This window comes from Pantoea sp. BJ2 (genome assembly GCF_040255075.1).
GTDB lineage: Bacteria > Pseudomonadota > Gammaproteobacteria > Enterobacterales > Enterobacteriaceae > Pantoea > Pantoea leporis.
Map to the genome: position 1 here is coordinate 3,670,749 of NZ_CP158292.1, position 20,168 is coordinate 3,690,916.

Annotated in this window: 21 protein-coding genes and 1 other RNA gene; 14 read left to right on the forward strand and 8 right to left on the reverse strand. The window is 55.2% G+C overall.

Annotated elements, in window-relative coordinates:
• Positions 1–54 precede the first annotated feature (54 nt).
• Complete coding sequence (locus AAF463_RS16895) at positions 55–555, forward strand: M48 family metallopeptidase (RefSeq protein ID WP_101762916.1); 501 nt, start codon at positions 55–57, stop codon at positions 553–555.
• Here the strand turns inward: AAF463_RS16895 and AAF463_RS16900 are convergent.
• Positions 552–2,240, reverse strand: a complete 1,689-nt coding sequence (locus AAF463_RS16900) for a chloride channel protein (RefSeq protein WP_137386575.1) — start codon at positions 2,238–2,240, stop codon at positions 552–554. The two genes, AAF463_RS16895 and AAF463_RS16900, sit on opposite strands and share 4 nt — an antisense overlap.
• Before the next feature lie 139 nt (positions 2,241–2,379).
• Here AAF463_RS16900 and AAF463_RS16905 point away from each other — a divergent pair, with 139 nt between their 5' ends.
• From AAF463_RS16905 to sstT, 3 genes are all read left to right on the forward strand, one after another.
• A complete protein-coding gene (locus tag AAF463_RS16905) occupies positions 2,380–3,366 on the forward strand; it encodes a Gfo/Idh/MocA family oxidoreductase (RefSeq protein ID WP_350262011.1) in 987 nt (328 codons plus the stop codon).
• Between the two features lie 271 nt (positions 3,367–3,637).
• The gene (locus AAF463_RS16910) at positions 3,638–4,609 is read left to right on the forward strand and encodes a TerC family protein (protein WP_008103489.1); all 972 of its coding nucleotides are present in this window, start codon (positions 3,638–3,640) and stop codon (positions 4,607–4,609) included.
• Positions 4,610–4,841: 232 nt separating this feature from the next.
• Positions 4,842–6,089: a serine/threonine transporter SstT gene (gene sstT, locus AAF463_RS16915; protein ID WP_350261171.1), complete on the forward strand. Its 1,248-nt coding sequence runs from the start codon at positions 4,842–4,844 to the stop codon at positions 6,087–6,089.
• Positions 6,090–6,131: 42 nt separating this feature from the next.
• Here the strand turns inward: sstT and AAF463_RS16920 are convergent, their stop codons facing one another.
• The 3 genes from AAF463_RS16920 to uxaC are packed head-to-tail and all read right to left on the reverse strand — an operon-like array spanning position 6,132 to position 10,493.
• On the reverse strand, positions 6,132–7,622 hold the full coding sequence (locus AAF463_RS16920; protein WP_350261172.1) for an altronate dehydratase family protein: 1,491 nt from the start codon (positions 7,620–7,622) through the stop codon (positions 6,132–6,134).
• Between the two features lie 4 nt (positions 7,623–7,626).
• Positions 7,627–9,075, reverse strand: a complete 1,449-nt coding sequence (locus AAF463_RS16925; RefSeq protein ID WP_350261173.1) for a tagaturonate reductase — start codon at positions 9,073–9,075, stop codon at positions 7,627–7,629.
• Between the two features lie 2 nt (positions 9,076–9,077).
• Positions 9,078–10,493 carry a glucuronate isomerase gene (gene uxaC, locus AAF463_RS16930; RefSeq protein ID WP_350261174.1) on the reverse strand — a complete coding sequence of 472 codons (1,416 nt, stop codon included), beginning with the start codon at positions 10,491–10,493 and terminating at the stop codon, positions 9,078–9,080.
• 373 nt (positions 10,494–10,866) lie between these two features.
• Between uxaC and AAF463_RS16935 the strand changes: the two genes are divergently transcribed.
• The 10 genes from AAF463_RS16935 to AAF463_RS16980 all read left to right on the forward strand — a co-directional run bounded on the left by AAF463_RS16935 (position 10,867) and on the right by AAF463_RS16980 (position 17,649).
• Positions 10,867–12,168: an MFS transporter gene (locus tag AAF463_RS16935; RefSeq protein WP_101762910.1), complete on the forward strand. Its 1,302-nt coding sequence runs from the start codon at positions 10,867–10,869 to the stop codon at positions 12,166–12,168.
• Between the two features lie 88 nt (positions 12,169–12,256).
• Positions 12,257–13,030 (forward strand): transcriptional regulator ExuR, encoded by a 774-nt coding sequence (gene exuR / locus AAF463_RS16940; protein WP_101762909.1) that lies wholly within the window; start codon positions 12,257–12,259, stop codon positions 13,028–13,030.
• Between the two features lie 334 nt (positions 13,031–13,364).
• Positions 13,365–14,042 carry a DedA family protein gene (locus AAF463_RS16945; protein ID WP_110867399.1) on the forward strand — a complete coding sequence of 226 codons (678 nt, stop codon included), beginning with the start codon at positions 13,365–13,367 and terminating at the stop codon, positions 14,040–14,042.
• Positions 14,039–14,407 carry an EnvZ/OmpR regulon moderator MzrA gene (gene mzrA / locus AAF463_RS16950; RefSeq protein WP_101762907.1) on the forward strand — a complete coding sequence of 123 codons (369 nt, stop codon included), beginning with the start codon at positions 14,039–14,041 and terminating at the stop codon, positions 14,405–14,407. The genes AAF463_RS16945 and mzrA overlap by 4 nt, the downstream gene beginning before the upstream one ends.
• Before the next feature lie 174 nt (positions 14,408–14,581).
• Positions 14,582–14,953 (forward strand): DUF1090 domain-containing protein, encoded by a 372-nt coding sequence (locus AAF463_RS16955; protein WP_146001298.1) that lies wholly within the window; start codon positions 14,582–14,584, stop codon positions 14,951–14,953.
• Between the two features lie 35 nt (positions 14,954–14,988).
• Positions 14,989–15,294 (forward strand): YqjD family protein, encoded by a 306-nt coding sequence (locus tag AAF463_RS16960; protein WP_007890363.1) that lies wholly within the window; start codon positions 14,989–14,991, stop codon positions 15,292–15,294.
• 2 nt (positions 15,295–15,296) lie between these two features.
• The gene (locus AAF463_RS16965; RefSeq protein WP_192236531.1) at positions 15,297–15,695 is read left to right on the forward strand and encodes a phage holin family protein; all 399 of its coding nucleotides are present in this window, start codon (positions 15,297–15,299) and stop codon (positions 15,693–15,695) included.
• Positions 15,692–15,976, forward strand: a complete 285-nt coding sequence (locus tag AAF463_RS16970) for a YqjK-like family protein (protein ID WP_008103516.1) — start codon at positions 15,692–15,694, stop codon at positions 15,974–15,976. The genes AAF463_RS16965 and AAF463_RS16970 overlap by 4 nt, the downstream gene beginning before the upstream one ends.
• Before the next feature lie 207 nt (positions 15,977–16,183).
• Positions 16,184–16,594, forward strand: coding sequence for a DoxX family protein (locus AAF463_RS16975; RefSeq protein ID WP_008103518.1), 411 nt, complete (start codon positions 16,184–16,186; stop codon positions 16,592–16,594).
• An 80-nt stretch (positions 16,595–16,674) separates the two neighbouring features.
• Positions 16,675–17,649 carry a glutathione S-transferase family protein gene (locus AAF463_RS16980; protein ID WP_350261175.1) on the forward strand — a complete coding sequence of 325 codons (975 nt, stop codon included), beginning with the start codon at positions 16,675–16,677 and terminating at the stop codon, positions 17,647–17,649.
• 34 nt (positions 17,650–17,683) lie between these two features.
• Here AAF463_RS16980 and mdtI read toward each other — a convergent pair whose 3' ends face one another.
• The 4 genes from mdtI to rsmI all read right to left on the reverse strand — a co-directional run bounded on the left by mdtI (position 17,684) and on the right by rsmI (position 20,144).
• Positions 17,684–18,013, reverse strand: coding sequence for a multidrug/spermidine efflux SMR transporter subunit MdtI (gene mdtI / locus AAF463_RS16985; protein ID WP_101762903.1), 330 nt, complete (start codon positions 18,011–18,013; stop codon positions 17,684–17,686).
• Positions 18,000–18,353 (reverse strand): multidrug/spermidine efflux SMR transporter subunit MdtJ, encoded by a 354-nt coding sequence (gene mdtJ, locus AAF463_RS16990; RefSeq protein ID WP_199559718.1) that lies wholly within the window; start codon positions 18,351–18,353, stop codon positions 18,000–18,002. The genes mdtI and mdtJ overlap by 14 nt, the downstream gene beginning before the upstream one ends.
• Positions 18,354–18,868: 515 nt before the next feature.
• An RNA gene (gene rnpB / locus AAF463_RS16995) (RNase P RNA component class A) lies at positions 18,869–19,247 on the reverse strand.
• Positions 19,248–19,280: 33 nt separating this feature from the next.
• Entirely contained in the window at positions 19,281–20,144 is an 864-nt protein-coding gene (gene rsmI / locus AAF463_RS17000) for a 16S rRNA (cytidine(1402)-2'-O)-methyltransferase (RefSeq protein WP_217549747.1), read from the reverse strand.
• Between the last annotated feature and the right edge of the window lie 24 nt (positions 20,145–20,168).

Here is a 20,168-nt window from a genome sequence, read left to right on the forward strand (position 1 = left end):
CGATTTTCGCCCTAAAAAGGGGGCGCAGTATACTGTCTTTCGCCGGGAATCCCAATGTCATTAATCTATCTGCAGGGCTACCCTGAAAACATCCTCGAGCAGGTTCAGACGCTGATCGAACATGAGCGCTTAGGTGCCTTTCTCCAGCAACGCTATCCCGATACGCACAATATCGTCAGCGACCGCGCGCTCTATGATTACACGCAGGCGCTGAAAAACCGCTATATGCGCAGCGCACCGCCGGTGAGCAAAGTGATTTGGGACAATAAAATCAAGGTGATGAAGCACGCGTTGGGGCTGCATACGGCGATTTCGCGCGTGCAAGGCGGCAATCTTAAAGCCAAAGCGGAGATTCGCATCTCCACTTTCTTCCGCCTCGCACCGGAAGCGTTTTTGCGCATGATCGTGGTGCACGAGCTGGCGCACCTGAAAGAGAAAGAGCACGACAAAGCGTTTTACCAACTCTGCTGCCACATGGAACCGGATTATCATCAGCTCGAATTTGACGCACGCTTGTGGATGACCGATCAGGCGATGCGCGGCAACGCGGCTTAAAGAAACTCCTGCGCTTTTTGGATCAGGCTGGTTTTGGTCAGTGCGCCCATAAAACGGCGCTCCTGCGGATTATTTAGCACCGGCAGGCGTTCAAGCGTGACGCGGGCAAAGGCTTCCCAGCCTTCGCGCATGCTTTGATTCTGATAAATGCAGGGAAAGTTATTGTCCATCACGCTACTGACTGGCGAATGCAGCGTGATCTCCTGCGACAACACCTTGCGTGAGATATCGTGTATCGACACCACGCCGAGAAATTGCCCTTCACTATTAATCACATAGACATAACGTTCCCGCTTGAGCGAGCTCACCGCCAGCGCCTGCCCTACTGACTCTTCTGGCTGCAACGCCGCGCCGGGAATGATCAACTGATCGACACGCATGTTATCGAAATCATACTTGGCTTCGGAACGACTGAAATGGCTGCTCACCACCGGATAAGTGCTGGACGATTGCAGGCGATACACCACCATCGAGGCCAGCACTGACGCGATCATAATCGGGAACAGCAGGCTGCTATTCAGCGTCATCTCTAGCACCATCAGCATCGCCATTAACGGTGCCTGGCTGACCGCCGCCAGCACCGCCGCCATGCCAATGGCCGCATACAGCAAAGTATTGCCGACCGGTAAATGCAGCATCACACCCATCTGCGCCAGCGCCACGCCGAGCAGTGCGCCGATCAATAAGGAAGGGGTAAACAGCCCGCCCACCGCGTTGGAACCCACCGACAGCGTGGTCGCCAGCGTTTTTAGCACCAGCAATCCCAGTAATCCCATCAGTAGATATTGGCCATCAATGATTTTCACGATCACTTCGTAACCGTTACCGAGAATATCGGTGGAGATCAGCGCCAAAAAGCCCACCGCTAATCCACCGGCGCCGAGCCGCAGCGGCAGCGAACGCACGCGGCCAAACAGCGCCTTGCTGCGCGCAATCAGTTTGATCAGCAGCCAGCCGGCGATACCGGCGACAAATCCAATCAGCAACGTCATTAGCAAACTGCTGATATCCATCTGAAATAGCGCTTCGGATAACGGATATAGCGCGCTGCGAAAACCCAGCGACCACATGGTCATCACCGCCACCGCCGACGAGACAATCAGCGGAATCAAACGCTGCAGCGCCGAGATGCCAAAAGCGATCTCCGCGACAAATATCGCCGACGCCAACGGGGCGTGATACACCGATGAAAGCCCAGCAGCAGCGGCCATCGCTACGATATCGCTGTTACGCAGATTCAACGATTTCGGCAGCCAGCGCCCGATTAAACTGCCGCTCAGCGCCGAGAGCTGCACCATCGGCCCCTCTTTACCAATCGACGCGCCGCTGCCGATGCTGGCCATCGATGACAGCGCACGGAACAGCGAGGTTTTGGTTGGTACCGCATCGAGCCGCGCGTTAATCACCTCCAGATAATCGGTCTGCACCGTTTCCTGTTTCTCAATCGCCACCGCATAGCGCAGGAAAAAACCGGCCAATACGCCGCCTGCGCCCACCAGCAGCGGCCAGAAGATCCACGGCCAGACATGCATCGCCACGGTGATTTCACTGTCACTGTTGAATAGCAGATGGTTGATCAATTCAATCACGCCGCGAAAGGCCAGCGTCACCAGCGAGGCCACACATCCAACGGGGATGGCAATCAGTAATGTGGTCCAGTTCAGAGCATGTTTACTTCCACTCACCCGCGCGTCCCCGCTAAGTCGGTTAAAAAGTTGTGCGGCATCATCATATTGGAATGCGGATCTCAGGATCAAATTTCGCCTGCCTGGCGCTCAGATGAACATGTTACTCTGCCGTTTTACTTTAGCAGGAGAGCAGCACGTGATTCGTTTCGCCATCGTGGGAACCAACTGGATTACCCGCCAGTTTATCGATGCCGCGCATGAAACCGGCAAAATGAAGCTGAGCGGCGTCTATTCGCGTAGTCAGCAGCAGGCCGACGCGTTTGTGGTGGATTATCCCTGCAAGCTGACCTTCACCTCTCTGGATGAGCTTGCCGCCAGCAGTGAGATCGATGCGGTGTATATCGCCAGTCCGAATGCGCTGCACAGTGAGCAGGCGATACTGTTTATGTCGCATGGCAAGCATGTGATTTGCGAGAAGCCGATGGCGTCTAACCTGCGTGAAGCCGAGGCGATGATTGCCTGCGCGCGCCAGCATCAGGTGGTGCTGTTCGAAGCCTTTAAAACCGCCAGCCTGCCCACCTTCCTGCAACTGCAAAAAACGTTGCCGCAATTGGGCAAACTGCGTAAAGCCTTGATCAACTACTGCCAGTATTCCTCGCGTTATCAGCGCTATCTGGATGGTGAGAACCCGAATACCTTTAATCCTCGCTGGTCGAATGGCTCGATGATGGATATCGGCTTTTACTGCCTCGCCGCCGCTGTCACCTTGTGGGGTGCGCCACAGCAGGTCAAGGCGCAAGCTTCCCTGCTGGAAAGTGGCGTTGATGCGCATGGCGTGGTGGTACTGGGCTACGGCGATTTTGATGTCACGCTGCTGCACTCAAAGGTCAGCGATTCACTGATCCCGAGTGAGATTCAGGGCGAAGCGGGATCGCTGGTGATTGAAAAGATCTCCGAGTGCCAGCAACTGCGCTTTATCCCGCGCGGTGGCGAGAGCCAAAACCTGACGCAGCCGCAGCACATCAATACCATGCTGTATGAAGCCGAAACCTTCGCCAAATTGGTGGAGGCCGGTGAAGTTGAGCATGCGGCCTTAGAAAACTCGCGCATCACGGCACAGTTGCTCACGGAAATCCGTCGCCAGACCGGCGTGGTATTCCCGGCGGATCAGACTGAAGTGTAAATATTGCAAAACATTTCCAGAGCCCTCTTGAAAGCGATTATCGAACTCCGTATGTTTAGCGCTGCAAAGGGGAGTAACTTCTACGCTGATTGATCGTCATTACGATGCGCCACGCAATATACGTTACGCATCCGGTCGTCAGGCAACCCGGAATCTATTCTGAGTTGTAAGTGAGACCTTGCCGGAAGGCGAGGTTTGCTTGCAGCACGATCAAAGCGGCTGACGTCTTCTGACTTCAGCCGCTTTTTTATTTCTGGAAAAGGATACGACTATGCACTCAGTTGGCACACCGTTACTTTGGGGCAGCTTCGCTGTCGTAGTGCTCATCATGCTGGCGATCGATCTGCTATTACAGGGCCGACGCGGCGCACAAACCATGTCATTCAAACAAGCAGCGGTCTGGTCGCTGATTTGGGTGTCAGTTTCACTGCTGTTCAGCGCCGCCTTCTGGTGGTATCTCGACGGCACCGCCGGGCGCGAAGTTGCCACCGCGCAAACCCTCGCCTTCCTCACTGGCTACGTTTTAGAGAAAGCGCTGGCGGTGGATAACGTCTTTGTCTGGCTGATGCTATTTAGTTACTTCGCTGTACCGGCCAACCTACAGCGCCGCGTGCTGATTTATGGCGTATTGGGCGCGATTGTGCTGCGTACCATCATGATCTTCGCTGGCAGCTATTTGGTTACTCAGTTCAGCTGGATCCTATACGTGTTCGGCGCCTTCCTGCTGTTTACCGGCCTGAAAATGGCGCTGGCGAAAGAGGAAGATGACAGCACGGTGGGCGACAAACCGGTGGTGCGCTGGCTGCGTAAACATCTGCGCATGACCGATAGTCTGGACGGCGAGAAGTTCTTCACCCGCAAAAACGGTGTGCTGTTTGCTACGCCGCTGCTGCTGGTGCTGATCATGGTTGAACTAAGCGATGTGATTTTCGCCGTGGACAGCATTCCCGCGATCTTCGCGGTGACCACCGATCCGTTCATTGTGCTGACTTCCAACCTGTTCGCGATTCTTGGCCTGCGCGCCATGTACTTCCTGCTGGCTAACGTCGCGGAACGTTTCTCGATGCTGAAATATGGCCTGGCGATTGTGCTGGTGTTTATCGGTATCAAAATGCTGATTGTCGAGTTCTATCACATTCCCGTCGGCATCTCGCTGACGGTGGTGGGTGTAATTCTCGGCGGTACGCTGCTGATCAACGCCTGGGTAAACCACAGAAACGACCAGAAGAAGATCTCACCATAATCTTCTGCAGGGGCGCTAATCGCCCCTGCTTTGTTTCGCCAGTGGCAACCTTCACCTTTTATATATCTGTCACACTTCCCATCATCAGCAGATCAAAAAACCGATCTGCTGCGCATGCACAGAATTATCTCTTTCCTCATAAGCTCTTTTCCTTATACTCCGCCGGGCAAACCGTTGTGCGTGGTGGAACCGCGCACAATACTCATGACCGCGAATATAAAAAGACTGTGATATGCAAAACAACTTTATTGGACGTCTGGGCGCACTGTTCGCAGGAAGCCTGGTAAAACAAATCATGATCGGCCTGGTGGCGGGCGTGGCGCTGGCGTGGTTCTCACGCGATGCCGCACTGGCCGTTGGCTTGCTGGGTGAGCTGTTCGTGCGTGCGCTAAAAGCCGTCGCGCCGCTGTTGGTTTTGGTGCTGGTAATCTCTTCGATCGCTAACCATCAGCAGGGACAAAAAACCAATATCCGCCCGATTATCATGCTGTATCTGCTCAGCACGTTCTTTGCTGCGGTTGTGGCGGTGATCTTCAGCCATCTGTTCCCTCAGACGCTGTCGATGAACGTCGGCGCCACGCAAATTACGCCGCCGTCGGGTATTACCGAAGTGCTGCACGGTTTGCTGATGAGCATGGTGTCGAACCCGATTGAAGCGCTGATGAATGCCAACTACATCGGTATTTTGGTGTGGGCGCTGGGATTGGGGCTGGCGTTTCGTCATGCCAGCCCAAGCAGCAAAGCGTTTCTTAATGACGCGTCCAATGCCGCGACCTGGGTCGTGCGCTGTGTGATCCGCTGTGCGCCGCTGGGAATTTTTGGGCTGGTGGCCTCCATTCTCGCCTCAACCGGTTTCGATGCGCTGTGGGAATACGCCAATCTGCTGGCGCTGCTGCTCGGCTGCATGCTGATTATGGCGCTGGTAATCAACCCAATGCTGGTGTTCCAGAAGATTCGCCGCAACCCGTATCCGCTGGTGTTTACCTGCATGCGTGAAAGTGGCGTCACCGCGTTCTTCACCCGCAGTTCAGCGGCCAACATTCCGGTCAATATGGCGCTGGCGAAACGTCTCAATCTGGATGAAGACACGTATTCCGTGTCGATCCCGCTGGGTGCCACCATCAGCATGGCTGGCGCATCCATCACCATCACGGTGTTGACGCTGGCGGCAGTACATACGCTGGGTATTGCGGTGGATGTTCCAACCGCCATTCTGTTGAGTCTGGTGGCGTCACTGTGTGCTTGTGGCGCATCCGGTGTGGCCGGCGGTTCGCTGCTGCTGATCCCGGTAGCCTGCAACATGTTTGGTATTCCAAATGATTTGGCGATGCAGGTAGTGGCGGTGGGCTTTATTATTGGCGTGCTGCAGGATTCCGCCGAGACTGCGCTGAACTCCTCGACGGATATTCTGTTTACCGCGGCCGTATGCCAGGCCGAAGCCGAGCGCCAGCCGCGTCGTACGTTGTCAGAATCGGAGTAAGGTAAGGTTTTTGAATAGGTCGCCATTCATGGCGACCTGGTTTTACAAGGTCACGCCGCTTTTAAAGATGGCTAACTCGCGAAAATCATTAGTTTCGTTGCGCGCGGGTTGGCCATTGGCAATCGCCACAATCATATCGACGAAGTCCTCCAGCATCTCCGCCATACTCATCCCTTCAAGCAAACGCCCGGCATTAAAATCGATCCAGTGCGGCTTCTTTTCGGCGAGCTGCGTATTGGTGGCGATCTTCACCGTCGGCACAAAACCGCCGTACGGCGTGCCGCGTCCGGTGGTAAACAGCACCATATGACAGCCAGCGCCCGCCAGCGCGCTGGTTGCAACCGCATCGTTGCCCGGCGCACTTAACAGATTCAGTCCCGGTGTATGCAGGCGCTCACCGTACTTCAGCACATCCACCACCTGACTTTGTCCGGCCTTCTGCGTACAGCCGAGCGACTTCTCCTCCAGCGTGGTGATGCCGCCCGCTTTGTTGCCGGGTGATGGATTTTCATAGATCGGCTGCTGGTGATCGATAAAGTAGCGCTTGAAGTCATTTATCATCGCCACGGTTTTTTCAAAGGTGGCTTCATCGCGGCAGCGGCTCATCAAAATGCGCTCAGCGCCAAACATCTCTGGCACTTCGGTCAGCACCGTGGTGCCGCCGTTGGCAATCATCTGGTCAGAGAAACAGCCCAGCATAGGATTGGCGGTGATGCCGGAAAAACCATCCGAACCGCCGCACTCCAGGCCAAACTTCAGCTCGCTGAGTTTGCCCGGCTGGCGTTGATCCGCGCGCATGGCACCATAGAGTTCGTGCAGACGTTCCAGCCCCGCTTCCACTTCATCATCCTGCTTCTGGCACTCCATGAACTGCACGCGATCGCTATCGAAGCCACCAAGCGTTTCACGAAACACATCAACCTGATTGTTCTCGCAGCCAAGCCCAATCACCAGCACCGCGCCGGCATTGGGATGGCGCACCATGTTCTGTAACATGGTGCGGGTGTTCTCGTGATCCTGCCCAAGCTGCGAACAGCCAAACGGATGGCTGAACAGATGCACGCCATCAATGCCTTCGGCGTCATTGGTCTCTTTCATAAAGCGCGTCAGGATTTGCCGCGCGATGCCGTTGACGCAGCCCACGGTGGGCAGGATCCATAACTCATTACGGATGCCCACTTCCCCGCTGGCGCGGCGATAGATCTGCACGTCGCGGTCGCCAGCTTGCGACGGCAGATCGAGAAAATCGGGTTGATAGTCGTACTCATCCACGTCGCTTAGGTTGGTACGCGCATTGCTGGAGTGAATGATCTCGCCAGCCGCAATCGGCTGAGTGGCGTGCGCGATCGGCAAACCGTATTTGATCACCAGCGCGTCGGTGGCTAAAGGCTGCAGCGCAAACTTATGGCCGCGTCCAACCTCCTGCTGCAAGGTGATCACCTGTTGATTGATTTCGACCTGGGTATTGGCTGGCAAATCGCGCAACGCCACAGCAACGTTGTCGCGTGAATGGATTCTAATGGCATCTTGCATAGCGTTATCTCAGTTGTGTCAACGCCGTCCGCATCCCGTGGACGATGATGTTTTGCAGGTGTTGGCTGACCGCAGCCACTAATCCGGGCTGCTGAGTGAGATCTTCGCCCCAGTGATTGGCGTCGCTGAGTACCGCACGCACCAACTGTTCTGGAGTCTGTTTATCGTTATTTACTGCTGACCACAGTTCAGCGAAACGCTGCAGCCACTGTTCGTCGTCCTGCAGCGGCAAGTGACGTTTGCCCTCTGCACCACGATAAAAGGCCAGCAGCGCGGCAAAGGCGAAGGTCAGCCGCACAGGCCATTGCCCGTTTTGCTGCTGCGACGACAACAATTGCGGCAGCAAACGGGTGCGGAACTTGGTCATGCCGTTAAGGGCGATGGAGAGCAACGCATGGCGGATAAAGGGATTGCGGAAGCGACGCTGCACCGCGTCGGCAAAGGCGTGCAGCTCGTCGCGCGGCAGGTCCAGCGTGGGGATGACCTCATCGCGCAGCAGCGCATCGACAAAGCTGGCCATCTGTGCATCATCCATCGCCTCTCCCACGCTCTCCAGCCCGGCCTGAAATGCCACCGGCACCAGCGCGGTGTGCGCGCCGTTAAGGATCGCCACCTTTTGCGCTTTGTACGGTGTGATGTCCTCCACCAGCTTCACTTCCGGTGCCAGCGTGTGCAGCTGCAGCTCCTGCGCCAGTGCATTTGGTCCCTGAATCACAAACTGGTAATAGACTTCGCCCGCCACCAGATAGCGATCTTCGTAGCCTAATGACGCTTCGATCGCCGCGCTATCCGAGGGATAACCGGTGACAATACGATCCACCAGCGTGTTGTAGAACGCGCAGTGATCCTGCACCCAGCGGGCAAACGCCGGCGGCAGCTGCCAATGCTGGCTGTAGCGCAGCACCAGCTCACGCAGCGTGTCGCCGTTGTAATCGATCAGTTCACAGGGCACCACCAGCCAACCTTTATCGCTGGCACCGGAAAAATGGTTGAAGCGCGCCCACAGCAGCTGCGTCAGCTTGCCGGGGAAGGATGAGGCGGGCGTGTCGTCCAGCCGATCCTGCTCCGCAAAGGCAATGCCGGCTTCTGTGGTATTGGAGAAGACAAAGCGCATCTGCGGTGCGCATGCCAGCGCGAGAAACGCATCAAACTGCTGATACGGCTGGATTTCACGATTCACGCTGCGGATCAGGCGGGCTTCACTCACCTGCTCACCCGCCGCATTGAGTCCGCGAATCAGCGTGGTGTATAAGCCATCTTGCTGATTCAGTGTCTCTTCCACCACGCGGTTGCGCGGCCGCACCACCACCACGCCCGCATCGGTATTGTGATGCTGATTAAGCCAGTCGAGCTGCCAGTCGATAAAGGCGCGCAGGAAGTTGCCTTCACCAAACTGGATAACGCGCTCGCTGTAGTGCGCGCCAGGAAAATCGTGACGGTTGAGTCGCTGCATTATCAGGCTCCCAGCTCAATACCGAAGTAATCGCGCGCATTGTTGAAACTGATGTTCTGTACCATCTGCCCTAACAACGCCTCGTCTTCAGGCGCTTCGCCCCGCGCCACCCAATTGCCGATCATCTGGCACAACAGACGACGGAAATATTCATGACGCGTGTAAGAGAGGAAGCTGCGGCTGTCGGTTAGCATGCCGACGAAGCGGCTCAGCAGGCCGATTTGCGCCAGTTGCGTCATCTGCCGCTGCATGCCATCCAGCTGATCGTTAAACCACCACGCCGAACCAAACTGCATCTTGCCAGGTTCGCCTTCACCCTGGAAATTGCCAGCCATGGTCGCCAGCACTTCGTTGTCGCGCGGGTTGAGGCAGTAAAGAATGGTTTTGGGCAGCGCGTTATTGCGGTTCTGCGCATCCAGCAGACGCGCCAGCGGAATCGCCAACGGCGCATCGTTAATCGAATCGAAGCCTACATCCGGCCCGAGGATATCGAACTGGCGGCGATTGGCGTTGCGTAGCGCGCCAATGTGATACTGCTGCGCCCAGCCGCGACGCGCATATTCGCTGCCGAGCCACACCAGCACGGCGGTTTTAAACTGGGCCGTCTCTTCAGCGGAAGGCGCTGCACCTTGCAGTCGGCGCGCCAGAATGCCATCCAGCGTGGCGTCATCCGCTTCCGCAAACACCACCACATCCAGCGCGTGATCGGAAATTTTGCAGCCATGCGCGGCGAAGTGATCGAGTCGCTGGCTTAAGGCGCAGCGCAGATCGTCGAAACGCTGCACGTTCACATCCGCGACCTGCGCTAAGCGCTGAATCCACGGCAGGAAACTCTCCAGCTCAATGTTAAAGGCTTTGTCTGGACGCCAGCTCGGCAGCACTTTGACGTCAAAGCTGCTGTCCTGCGCCAGCTTGCGGTGATGCTGTAAATCGTCGAGCGGATCGTCGGTGGTGCCGACCATTTTCACCTTCATCTGCTGCATGATGCCGCGCGCGCTGAAGGCGTCCTGCGCCAGCAGTTCATTGCACTGCTGCCAGATGCGATCTGCGCTCTGCTCATTCAGCAGCATATCGGTAATGCCAAAAGGCCGGCGCAATTCGAGGTGCGTCCAGTGATAGAGCGGATTGCCGATGGTATGCGGCACGGTACGCGCCCAGGCGTTAAATTTCTCACGATCGCTGGCATCGCCGGTGCATAACGCTTCCGACACGCCGTTAGCGCGCATCGCACGCCATTTGTAGTGATCGCCTTTCAGCCAGATGTCATAGAGGTTGGTGAAGCGGTAATTATCGGCAATCTGCTGCGGCGGTAAGTGACAGTGATAGTCGAAAATCGGCTGGTCTTTAGCGTAGTCGTGGTACAGACGACGGGCGAACTCGGTGTCGAGTAGAAAATCCTCACTCATAAAACGCGACATACCTGCTTCCTCATTTTGTAGCCAGATGGCTTTTAACTAAAAGTTATCATACCAATTTAAACGAAAGGCAAAATTGTTTGCGATCCGACTCACAATAATGACAGTTTCACTGTGGGTATATGGACGATTTTGTTGCGGATAATGCGTTAAATGGCTGTTTTAACGATCTTTCGCCCTAACACACACTGGCCGCAAGGTTTATGTGATGGCATTCAACTTTTAAAGCGGTATAACAAGTTAACCTCTCGCTCCGTTGCTAACGGGATTAATGGCACAGGCAAGGAACTGCGGGAGTGAACAGCACTGTTCACGTCTTCCCGCTCCAGATAACTACAGCGGTAAAACCGCAACGACAGACTGGACGAGGTTAATAATGCGTAAGATCAAAGGGCTACGCTGGTACATGATTGGGCTGGTGACGCTGGGCACCGTGCTCGGTTACCTGACGCGCAATACCATTGCCGTCGCTGCGCCCACGCTGGAAACGCAGTTGGGTATCACCACGCAACAATATTCTTATATCGTCGCCGCCTACTCGGCGTGCTACACCATCATGCAGCCGGTAGCCGGTTATGTGCTGGACATGCTCGGCACCAAAATTGGTTATGCGGTGTTTGCCGTGCTGTGGGCAATCTTCTGTGCGGCAACCGCGATGGCGGGCAGCTGGGGCGGCTTTGCGCTGGCACGCGGCGCGGTGGGTGCCGCCGAAGCAGCAATGATTCCCGCAGGCCTGAAAGCCAGTAGCGAATGGTTCCCTGCCAAAGAGCGTTCGGTGGCGGTGGGCTATTTCAACGTGGGCTCGTCAATTGGCGCAATGCTGGCGCCGCCGCTGGTGGTGTGGGCGATCATGGCGCACAGCTGGCAAATGGCGTTCATTATTACTGGCGTGCTGAGCATGGTGTGGGCCCTCTGCTGGCTGGTGTTTTATAAGCATCCTAAACAACAAACCAAGCTGAGCGATGAGGAGCGTCACTACATCATTGCCGGCCAGGAGTTGCAGCATCAAACCGGTAATAATAAGAAGATGTCGGCACGCCAGATCCTGCGCAATCGCCAGTTCTGGGGCATTGCGCTGCCGCGTTTCCTCGCCGAACCCGCGTGGGGAACGTTTAACGCATGGATCCCGTTGTTTATGTTTAAGGTGTACGGCTTCAACCTGAAAGAGATCGCCATGTTTGCCTGGATGCCGATGTTGTTCGCCGATCTCGGCTGCATCGTCGGTGGCTACTTGCCGCCGCTGTTTCAGCGCTGGTTTGGCGTCAATCTCATCGTCTCACGCAAACTGGTGGTGACCATGGGCGCGGTGTTAATGATTGCGCCAGGCACCATCGGGTTGTTCACCAGCCCGTATGTGGCGATTGGGTTGTTGTGCGTCGGTGGTTTTGCCCATCAGGCGCTTTCAGGCGCGCTGATCACCCTCTCTTCGGATGTATTTGGCCGTAACGAAGTGGCTACCGCCAACGGCTTAACCGGCATGGCGGCCTGGACGGCGAGCACCCTGTTTGCGTTGGTGGTCGGTGCGCTGGCCGATACGCTGGGCTTCAGCCCGCTGTTCGCGGCGCTGGCGGTGTTTGATCTGCTAGGCGCGGTGGTTATCTGGACGGTGCTGAAAAACCAGCCGGTTTCTGAACTCGACGATCAGCCTGCGGTGCAGTCCGCTGCAGTGCGCACCTAACCTTTCCGGGCTGGCATCGGCCAGCCCATTTCCTCCGTGCGGCTGAAGTGGTATAACAACTCAACTTTCTCCCACAGCGGACCGCGCAATGGACCTGACCGAATCACGACGCCTTTATCAACAGCTCGCCAGCGAACTCAAACGCCGCATTGAAGCTGCCGACTACCGGGTCGGCGACAAACTGCCTGCCGAGCGTCTGATTGCGGAAGAGATGCAGGTGAGCCGTACCGTGGTGCGTGAAGCGATCATCATGCTCGAAGTGGAAGGTTACGTGGAGGTGCGGAAAGGTTCCGGCATTCACGTCATCAGCAGCCAGCAGCAGAACCGCGTGGTAACGTCCAGCCAGCTGGAGTTCGCTAATTTCGGCCCCTTCGAGTTATTGCAGGCGCGCCAGCTGATTGAAAGCAACGTGGCTGAGTTTGCCGCTACGCAGGTGACACGCCAGGATATTGTGGCATTGATGGCAATTCAGGAGAAAGCGCGTCAGGAAGATCATTCGCGCGATTCGGCGTGGGATATGGAGTTTCACGTGCGCATTGCGCAATCGACGCAGAACAGCGCCTTAGCAGCGATTGTCGAGAAGATGTGGCTGCACCGTCTGCACAATCCTTACTGGTTAAAGCTGCACGAACATATTGATGCCAAAAATATCACCAGCTGGTGTGACGATCACGACCAGATCCTCAAAGCCCTGATCCGCAAAGATCCCGCCGCCAGTAAGCTGGCAATGTGGCAGCATCTGGAAAATACTAAGCAGATGCTGTTTAACGCCACCACCGACGATTTCGAATTTAATGTTGATCGTTACATGTTTGCTGAAAATCCGGTCATCCTGCCTGAAGGTAGCGAAAACTCACGCTGATCTTGCTTATTTTTCAGGCGTTTTGTTGCTGAAAAAGTCAGTTAGTCTGCAATAGTGTCAGCTCATGTAAAGCTCCTTTTGACCACCTGCGTCTAAAGGTAAAACTCCTGTGCGGCAGGCACTTTCCCCTGTCTGGATAACGTTATTTTTGTTACAGTTATCGCCCTTTTATTACCCTTTGCGACAGGGCTTTAAAAAGTCGCTGATTTAACAATCAATTCTGGAAGGATCCGGAAACTCCTGCTCAGGCTGCTTATCTAAAATGTATAACCAACGCCAGTCTGCGCCTAAGCCCCTCACGGGCATGTTTAACAATGATGTTCAGGAATGATTGATGGATATTTTGCAAGCATTGCTGCATGCCTTGTGGCAGCAGGATTACGAAATGCTCTCCGACCCGACGTTGGTTTGGGCCATTTATGGCGTGTTGTTCATGATTCTGTTTCTGGAAAATGGATTGCTGCCCGCCGCCTTTCTGCCGGGCGATAGTTTACTGATTTTGGTCGGCGTTTTGATTGCTAAAGGCACCATGGGTTTCCCGCTGACGCTGCTGATTCTGACCACCGGCGCCAGCCTCGGCTGCTGGGTGAGCTACATTCAGGGCCGCTGGCTCGGTAATACGCCTACCGTACAAAAATGGCTTTCGCACTTGCCCGCGCAATATCACCAACGCGCCCACCGGCTGTTCCATCGCCATGGCTTGTCTGCACTGCTGGTGGGTCGCTTTATTGCCTTCGTCCGCACCTTGCTCCCTACCATCGCCGGGCTTTCTGGCCTGAGTAATGCGCGCTTCCAGTTCTTCAACTGGGTAAGTGGCTTCCTGTGGGTGCTGATCCTTACCGTGCTGGGCTTCGCGCTGGGTAAAACGCCGATTTTTCGTCGTTACGAAGATGAGCTGATGTTGTGCCTGATGCTGCTGCCGCTGGTGCTGCTGGTGATTGGCCTGGTCGGTTCTTTAGTAGTGATTTGGCGTAAACGTCAGTCAGCGCGTAGCGGGAATTCACAGTCATGATCACATTCCGTGGATTCCCAAGGCGTTTCCTGCCTTGGGCGCTGGGTGGCGCGTTGGCGCTGCTGGCGATCTGTTTCGTTCCGACCTTGATGCAGCATGAAACCGTGGTGCAGATCCGCGTCGCCAACAGCGGCACCAATCTGCCCGATGGTTTTTATCTTTATCAGCAACTTTCTGCGCAGGGCGTGCGTATCAAAAGTATTACGCCCTCCGGCGATGCGCTGGTAATTCATTTTGAGAATGAAGAACAGAGCCTGGCGGCGCAAAAAGTGTTGAAGCGCCTGTTGCCACAAGGCTTTGTCGTCGCCGCTGGCCCGCAGGCTTCGCAGCAATATCCTGACGCCAGTCGCCCAATTTTTAGCTAAATTTCACCGCCTGACGTTAAGCCAGGCGGTGAGCTAATCCTCGCTATCCCCGCGTCTTCTTTGAATTTTTTCGTCTGCTGTCTATCCTTAGAGATAGCGTAAGCCTAAGACATGCTGGGAAGCTTCTCCTGTCTGCTCTCGGGCAGGTCATCAACAATGGAAGGTCACAACCTGATGAAACATCAATTACTGCTAGGTGCTATTCTTTTTTCACTCTCGGGTTCGCTGCTGGCGGCTGAATCGCTCTGCCAACAAAAAGAGCAGGATATTCAACGCGAGATCGATATGGCAAAACAGCACGACAACCAGCGCCGCGTTACCGGGCTGGAGCGCGCGTTGACCGAAGTCCGCGCAGGCTGCACCGATGAGAAGCTGAAATCTGCACATAGCGAACGCATCGCTGAGCAGAAGCACAAAATCGCCGAACGTGAGCGTGAGCTGAAAGAAGAGCGTCAGGATGGCGACAAGGACAAAATTGAGAAGCGCGAACGTAAGCTGCTCGATGCGCAGCACGAACTGAAAAAGCTTGAAGCTGAACCTTATTAATCGGACTTAACTCAATGCTGTAAAAGGAGATTTCCATGGCTAAAGAAACAACATCTGAACATCTGCGCGCTGAATTGAAAAATCTGGCTGATACCCTGGAAGAAGTGCTGAGCAGCTCAGCAGATAAATCCAAAGGTGAGCTGGATAAACTGCGTCATAAAGCGCGCGGCGCTATTGAAAGCTCCCGTGAACGTCTCGGCGATTCCGGCGAACGTATTGCACAAACCACGCGTGAAGCAGCGGAAAAAGCGGACGAATACGTGCGCGACAATCCGTGGCACGGCGTGGGTATCGGTGCAGCGGTAGGTATTCTCATCGGCATTTTAATCTCACGGCGTTAATGATGAGTGATAGTCAGCAAAGCCACGGCCCCGGCAAAGGGGTCTTTAACATCGGTCAACGGGTCGTTACCACGCTGGTTAGCATGGTCGAGACGCGCGTCAGACTGGCAATTGTGGAACTGGAAGAGGAAAAGGCCAACCTGATTCAGATGCTGATGATGGTGGGCCTTACTATGCTGTTTACCGCTTTCGGTCTCATGAGCCTGATGGTGTTGATCATCTGGGCGGTGGACGCACAATATCGCTTGATGGCGATTGCCATCACTACGGCGGTGCTATTTGCTCTGGCGCTCATCTTCGGTTTGTGGACGTTATACAAATCGCGTCAGTCAACGTTGTTGCGCCATACGCGTAAAGAGCTGGATACCGATCGCAAACTGCTGGAGGAGCATCGCTCATGAGCCGCCGCGAACGTGAAGCACGCATTCACGAACTGCTCAATCAGGTGCAGCAGCAGCGGCTTGACCTCAGCGCCGACAGCCGCGACTGGCTGACCAGCACCGCACAGTATGATCGCGGCTGGTTAACCATCATTGGTATGCGTCGTTATCTGGCGATTGGCAGCAGTGCATTGGCCATTTGGTCGATTCGCAGCCCCAATCGTCTGCTGCGCTGGGCCAAGCGCGGTTTCGGCGTCTGGAGCACCTGGCGCATGATCAAATCGACTTTAAATACCCGCTAGCTTCTCTCTCTAAAACCGGATCGAATTGATTCGGTTTTACTCCCCCTCAAATTTACTGAACAACATTGACAGTTTATCTCGCTTACAACTCTTTCAACCTGCGATTATCATCTTCCTCCATCAGCCCAGTGAACTGAAACAACCGGTTCAAGGGGATTCAAAACCCGCAGGCCAACAACCTGCAACAAAACCTTGTTGGAGTAGATGATGAAAAAATTCGAAGACTCAGGCCTGCTGGTAGCACGCGTACTAATGACCATTCTGTTTATCACCGCAGGCTGGGGCAAAATCACCGGTTACGCCGGTACCGCACAATACATGCAGGCGATGGGCGTCCCAGGCTTCCTGCTGCCGCTGGTTATTCTGCTGGAGTTCGGTGGCGGCCTGGCGATTCTGTTCGGTTTCCTGACGCGCTTTACCGCCCTGTTCACCGCTGGCTTTACTCTGCTGACCGCGTTCCTGTTCCACAGCAACTTCGCGGAAGGTGTTAACCAGCTGATGTTCATGAAAAACCTCTCCATCGCCGGTGGCTTCCTGGTGTTGGGTCTGGTAGGTCCAGGCGCTTACAGCATTGACCGACTGATTCGTCAGCGCGTTCAGCCAGCAACCGCACGCTAAGCAGCACAAGCGTTAGAGAACACATATACTGAATTGCAGGGGCGGGGATTTTCCTCGCCCCTTTTTATTATGGAGGGCTTATGGGACAGCTGATTGACGGTGTCTGGCATGATACCTGGTACGATACGAAGTCAACCGGTGGCCGCTTCAAGCGCACAGAAGCCGTCTGGCGTAACTGGGTTACCGCCGATGGTAGCGCCGGTCCAACCGGCAAAGCGGGCTTCGCCGCTGAGCGTGGTCGCTATCATCTTTACGTCTCGCTTGCCTGCCCGTGGGCGCATCGCACGCTGTTAATGCTTAAACTCAAGGGATTGGAGGAGATGATTTCGGTTTCGGTGGTGCATCCGCTGATGCTGGAGAACGGCTGGACCTTTGACGCGAGCTTCCCTGACGCCACCGGCGATGCGTTGTATCAAAAAGAGTTTCTCTATCAAATCTATCTGCACGCCGATGCGCACTATTCCGGCCGTGTGACCGTGCCAGTGCTGTGGGATAAAACCCAGCAAACCATCGTTAGTAATGAATCCGCCGACATCATGCGCATGCTCAACAGCGCATTTGATGCGCAAGGTGCCCGCGCGGGTGACTATTATCCGGCGGCGCTGCGCGACAAAATTGATGAAGTGAACAGCTGGGTTTACGACACGGTCAACAATGGCGTGTATAAAAGCGGTTTTGCCACTTCGCAGGCGGCGTACGATGAATCGGTAACGGCGCTGTTCCATTCGTTAGCGCGTCTCGAACAGATTCTTGGCCAACACCGCTATCTCACTGGCAACCAACTTACCGAAGCCGATTTGCGCTTGTGGACCACGCTGGTGCGCTTCGATCCGGTCTACGTAACCCACTTTAAGTGCGATCGTCACCGCATCAGTGATTACCGTAATCTGAGCGGCTTCCTGCGCGATATCTATCAGATGCCAGGCATCGCTGACACGGTTAATTTGCCGCACATTCGCCATCACTACTACTGCAGCCACAAAACCATCAACCCAAGCGGCGTGATCTCGCTGGGTCCAGCCTTTGACTGGGATGAGCCACACGGCCGGGGTTGATGCTCTTACCCTCTCCCAACGTGGAGAGGGTACTTTAGGCAAACTTAATCAGCACCATACCGACCAACAACAATCCCACGCCCAGCCAGCCAACCCGACTCAGACGCTGGCCAAACAGAATCCAGCCTGCCGCCACGGTGGCGACCAATCCCAGCCCGCCCCATAACGCGTAGGCTACCGTCAAATCAATGCCTTTCACCGCCTGCGCCAGCGCACTGAACGCCGCCAGCACCGCCACCAGCGATAACACGCCAAACAGTGGACGGCGGAAACCGTTGGAGTATTTCAGGAAGATATTGGCGACGATCTCCAGGCCAATGGCCAGCGCCAGCCATGCGATATGCAGCCAGTTAAACGTTGCCATGGCGCAGCTCCTTGCGGCTCAGCGTACCGGATTTGATCAGGACGATGCCGAGGATCAGCGTCAGCAGGCCGGCTACTTTGATGGCGGATAAGGCTTCATCGAACAACAGCACGCTAAACAGCGTAATAAACAGAATGCCAATGCCTTCCCACATGGCATACGCCACGCCAAGGGCAATGCGCTTGATGGCGAAGGATAAACAAATATAAGAAAGTGCGATCATCACCAGCATAAAAATATAACCGGCGTTGCCACCGTTTACGCTGGCCCATTTCATTGAGACGGTGCCAATAATTTCCGCGGCGATCGCCAGCGCTAATAAAATCCAATACAGCATGATTTCTCTCCTGAACGAGAAATAAACGCCACCCACGCGAAAATAGGCGTGTTAGCAAAGTTAAATTAAAAAGTCAGAATAGGAGAGAACGGAACTAAAGCGCGAAGCGCCAGTGCTGATCGCAGATTGAGCAGTTTGATTCAGAGAGAGAGGAGGAGAGTGGAGCCTTATTTGACGCAAACATTTTGTCCATAAAATTACAACTTATCCACGTTGTTGCTTCTCGTCAGTGTGGATTAAATTTGTCCTCAGTAGTTAAACACGCGCTTATTCTGGCATAGCGGCAGTAATGTTTTCAGGGATTTTCATTTCTTTACGTGGAGGCGTTTAATTAATGTTATTGGACTGATGCCCTCACCCTAGCCCTCTCCCACAGGAGAGGGAATAAGCCGCTGCGGTTTGAAAGATCGCTCGATCGGTCCCTTCTCCCGCCTGCGGGAGAAGGTTAGGATGAGGGCCAGCGCGCACCCAGCCCCAGAAAACACAAAACCCGCCGAAGCGGGTTTTGTGTTTAAAAAAGTCGAAACTGACCGATAAGCCGGGTTCTGTCGTGGACAGTCATTCATCTAGGCCAGCAATCGCTCACTGGCTCAAGCAGCCTACCCGGGTTCAGTACGGGCCGTACCTTGTGAACCCCTATTTGGCCTTGCTCCGGGTGGAGTTTACCGTGCCACGAACTGTTGCCAGCCGCGCGGTGCGCTCTTACCGCACCCTTTCACCCTTACCTGATCCCATTACTGGGCCATCGGCGGTTTGCTCTCTGTTGCACTGGTCGTAGGCTTGCGCCCCCCAGGCGTTACCTGGCACCCTGCCCTATGGAGCCCGGACTTTCCTCCCCTTTGCCCGTCTCCCCCCGAAAGAGGACGACGACAAAGCGGCGACTGTCTGGTCAGCTTCGGCGCGGGATAATAGGCGATCTGCCAGCGTTTGTCACGCCTCTTGCTGCTCCAGCGCGTACTTATAAAGCGCGTTCTTCTTCACACCATGAATTTCCGCCGTCAGCGCAGCGGCTTTCTTCAATGGCAGCTCTTTTTGCAGCAGCGCCAGCGTGCGCAACGCCTCCGCTGGCAGCGCTTCTTCATCCGCTTTATGGCCTTCAACAATCAGCACCATCTCGCCTTTACGACGATTTTCATCTTCCTGCACCCACGCCAGCAACTCGCCGACCGGTGCGCCCTGAATAGATTCCCACGTTTTGGTGATCTCACGCGCCAGCACCACGTAGCGCTCGCCGCCCCACACGCTGACCATATCCCGCAGGCTATCGATCAGGCGATGGGTCGATTCGTAGAAAATCAGCGTACGCGGCTCTTCACCCAGCGCGCGCAGCACATCGCAACGTCCTTTGCTTTTGGCCGGTAGAAACCCTTCGTAACAGAAACGATCGGACGGTAACCCCGCCGCGCTTAATGCTGTAATCGCCGCGCAGGCACCTGGCAACGGCACCACGCGCACACCAGCTTCACGGCAGCGACGTACCAAATGGTAGCCGGGATCGTTGATTAACGGCGTGCCGGCATCGGAGACCAGCGCGATGCTCTGGCCCTCTTGCAGCTTAGCTAACAGCACCTCAGCTTTCTGCTGTTCGTTGTGGTCGTGAAGTGCGAAGAGTCGCGCATTGATGGCGAAATGTTGTAGCAACAGCCCGGTATGACGTGTATCTTCCGCTGCGACTAGATCGACGCTTGAGAGCACCGTCAACGCTCGTTGAGTGATATCACCCAGGTTACCGATCGGGGTAGGAACGATATAGAGCGTGCTGGCAGAAATCTCTGCCCGATCGAGTTGTTTCATTGTTTCATCCGAATTGCCGATTTA

Coding starts and splice junctions, on each gene's coding strand:
- AAF463_RS16895 (WP_101762916.1), top strand. CDS start 55: ATGTCATTAATCTATCTGCAGGGCTACCCTGAAAACATCCTCGAGCAG.
- AAF463_RS16910 (WP_008103489.1), top strand. CDS start 3,638: ATGCACTCAGTTGGCACACCGTTACTTTGGGGCAGCTTCGCTGTCGTA.
- sstT (WP_350261171.1), top strand. CDS start 4,842: ATGCAAAACAACTTTATTGGACGTCTGGGCGCACTGTTCGCAGGAAGC.
- AAF463_RS16920 (WP_350261172.1), bottom strand. CDS start 7,622: ATGCAAGATGCCATTAGAATCCATTCACGCGACAACGTTGCTGTGGCG.
- AAF463_RS16925 (WP_350261173.1), bottom strand. CDS start 9,075: ATGCAGCGACTCAACCGTCACGATTTTCCTGGCGCGCACTACAGCGAG.
- uxaC (WP_350261174.1), bottom strand. CDS start 10,493: ATGTCGCGTTTTATGAGTGAGGATTTTCTACTCGACACCGAGTTCGCC.
- AAF463_RS16935 (WP_101762910.1), top strand. CDS start 10,867: ATGCGTAAGATCAAAGGGCTACGCTGGTACATGATTGGGCTGGTGACG.
- exuR (WP_101762909.1), top strand. CDS start 12,257: ATGGACCTGACCGAATCACGACGCCTTTATCAACAGCTCGCCAGCGAA.
- AAF463_RS16945 (WP_110867399.1), top strand. CDS start 13,365: ATGGATATTTTGCAAGCATTGCTGCATGCCTTGTGGCAGCAGGATTAC.
- mzrA (WP_101762907.1), top strand. CDS start 14,039: ATGATCACATTCCGTGGATTCCCAAGGCGTTTCCTGCCTTGGGCGCTG.
- AAF463_RS16955 (WP_146001298.1), top strand. CDS start 14,582: ATGAAACATCAATTACTGCTAGGTGCTATTCTTTTTTCACTCTCGGGT.
- AAF463_RS16960 (WP_007890363.1), top strand. CDS start 14,989: ATGGCTAAAGAAACAACATCTGAACATCTGCGCGCTGAATTGAAAAAT.
- AAF463_RS16965 (WP_192236531.1), top strand. CDS start 15,297: ATGAGTGATAGTCAGCAAAGCCACGGCCCCGGCAAAGGGGTCTTTAAC.
- AAF463_RS16970 (WP_008103516.1), top strand. CDS start 15,692: ATGAGCCGCCGCGAACGTGAAGCACGCATTCACGAACTGCTCAATCAG.
- AAF463_RS16975 (WP_008103518.1), top strand. CDS start 16,184: ATGAAAAAATTCGAAGACTCAGGCCTGCTGGTAGCACGCGTACTAATG.
- AAF463_RS16980 (WP_350261175.1), top strand. CDS start 16,675: ATGGGACAGCTGATTGACGGTGTCTGGCATGATACCTGGTACGATACG.
- mdtI (WP_101762903.1), bottom strand. CDS start 18,013: ATGGCAACGTTTAACTGGCTGCATATCGCATGGCTGGCGCTGGCCATT.
- rsmI (WP_217549747.1), bottom strand. CDS start 20,144: ATGAAACAACTCGATCGGGCAGAGATTTCTGCCAGCACGCTCTATATC.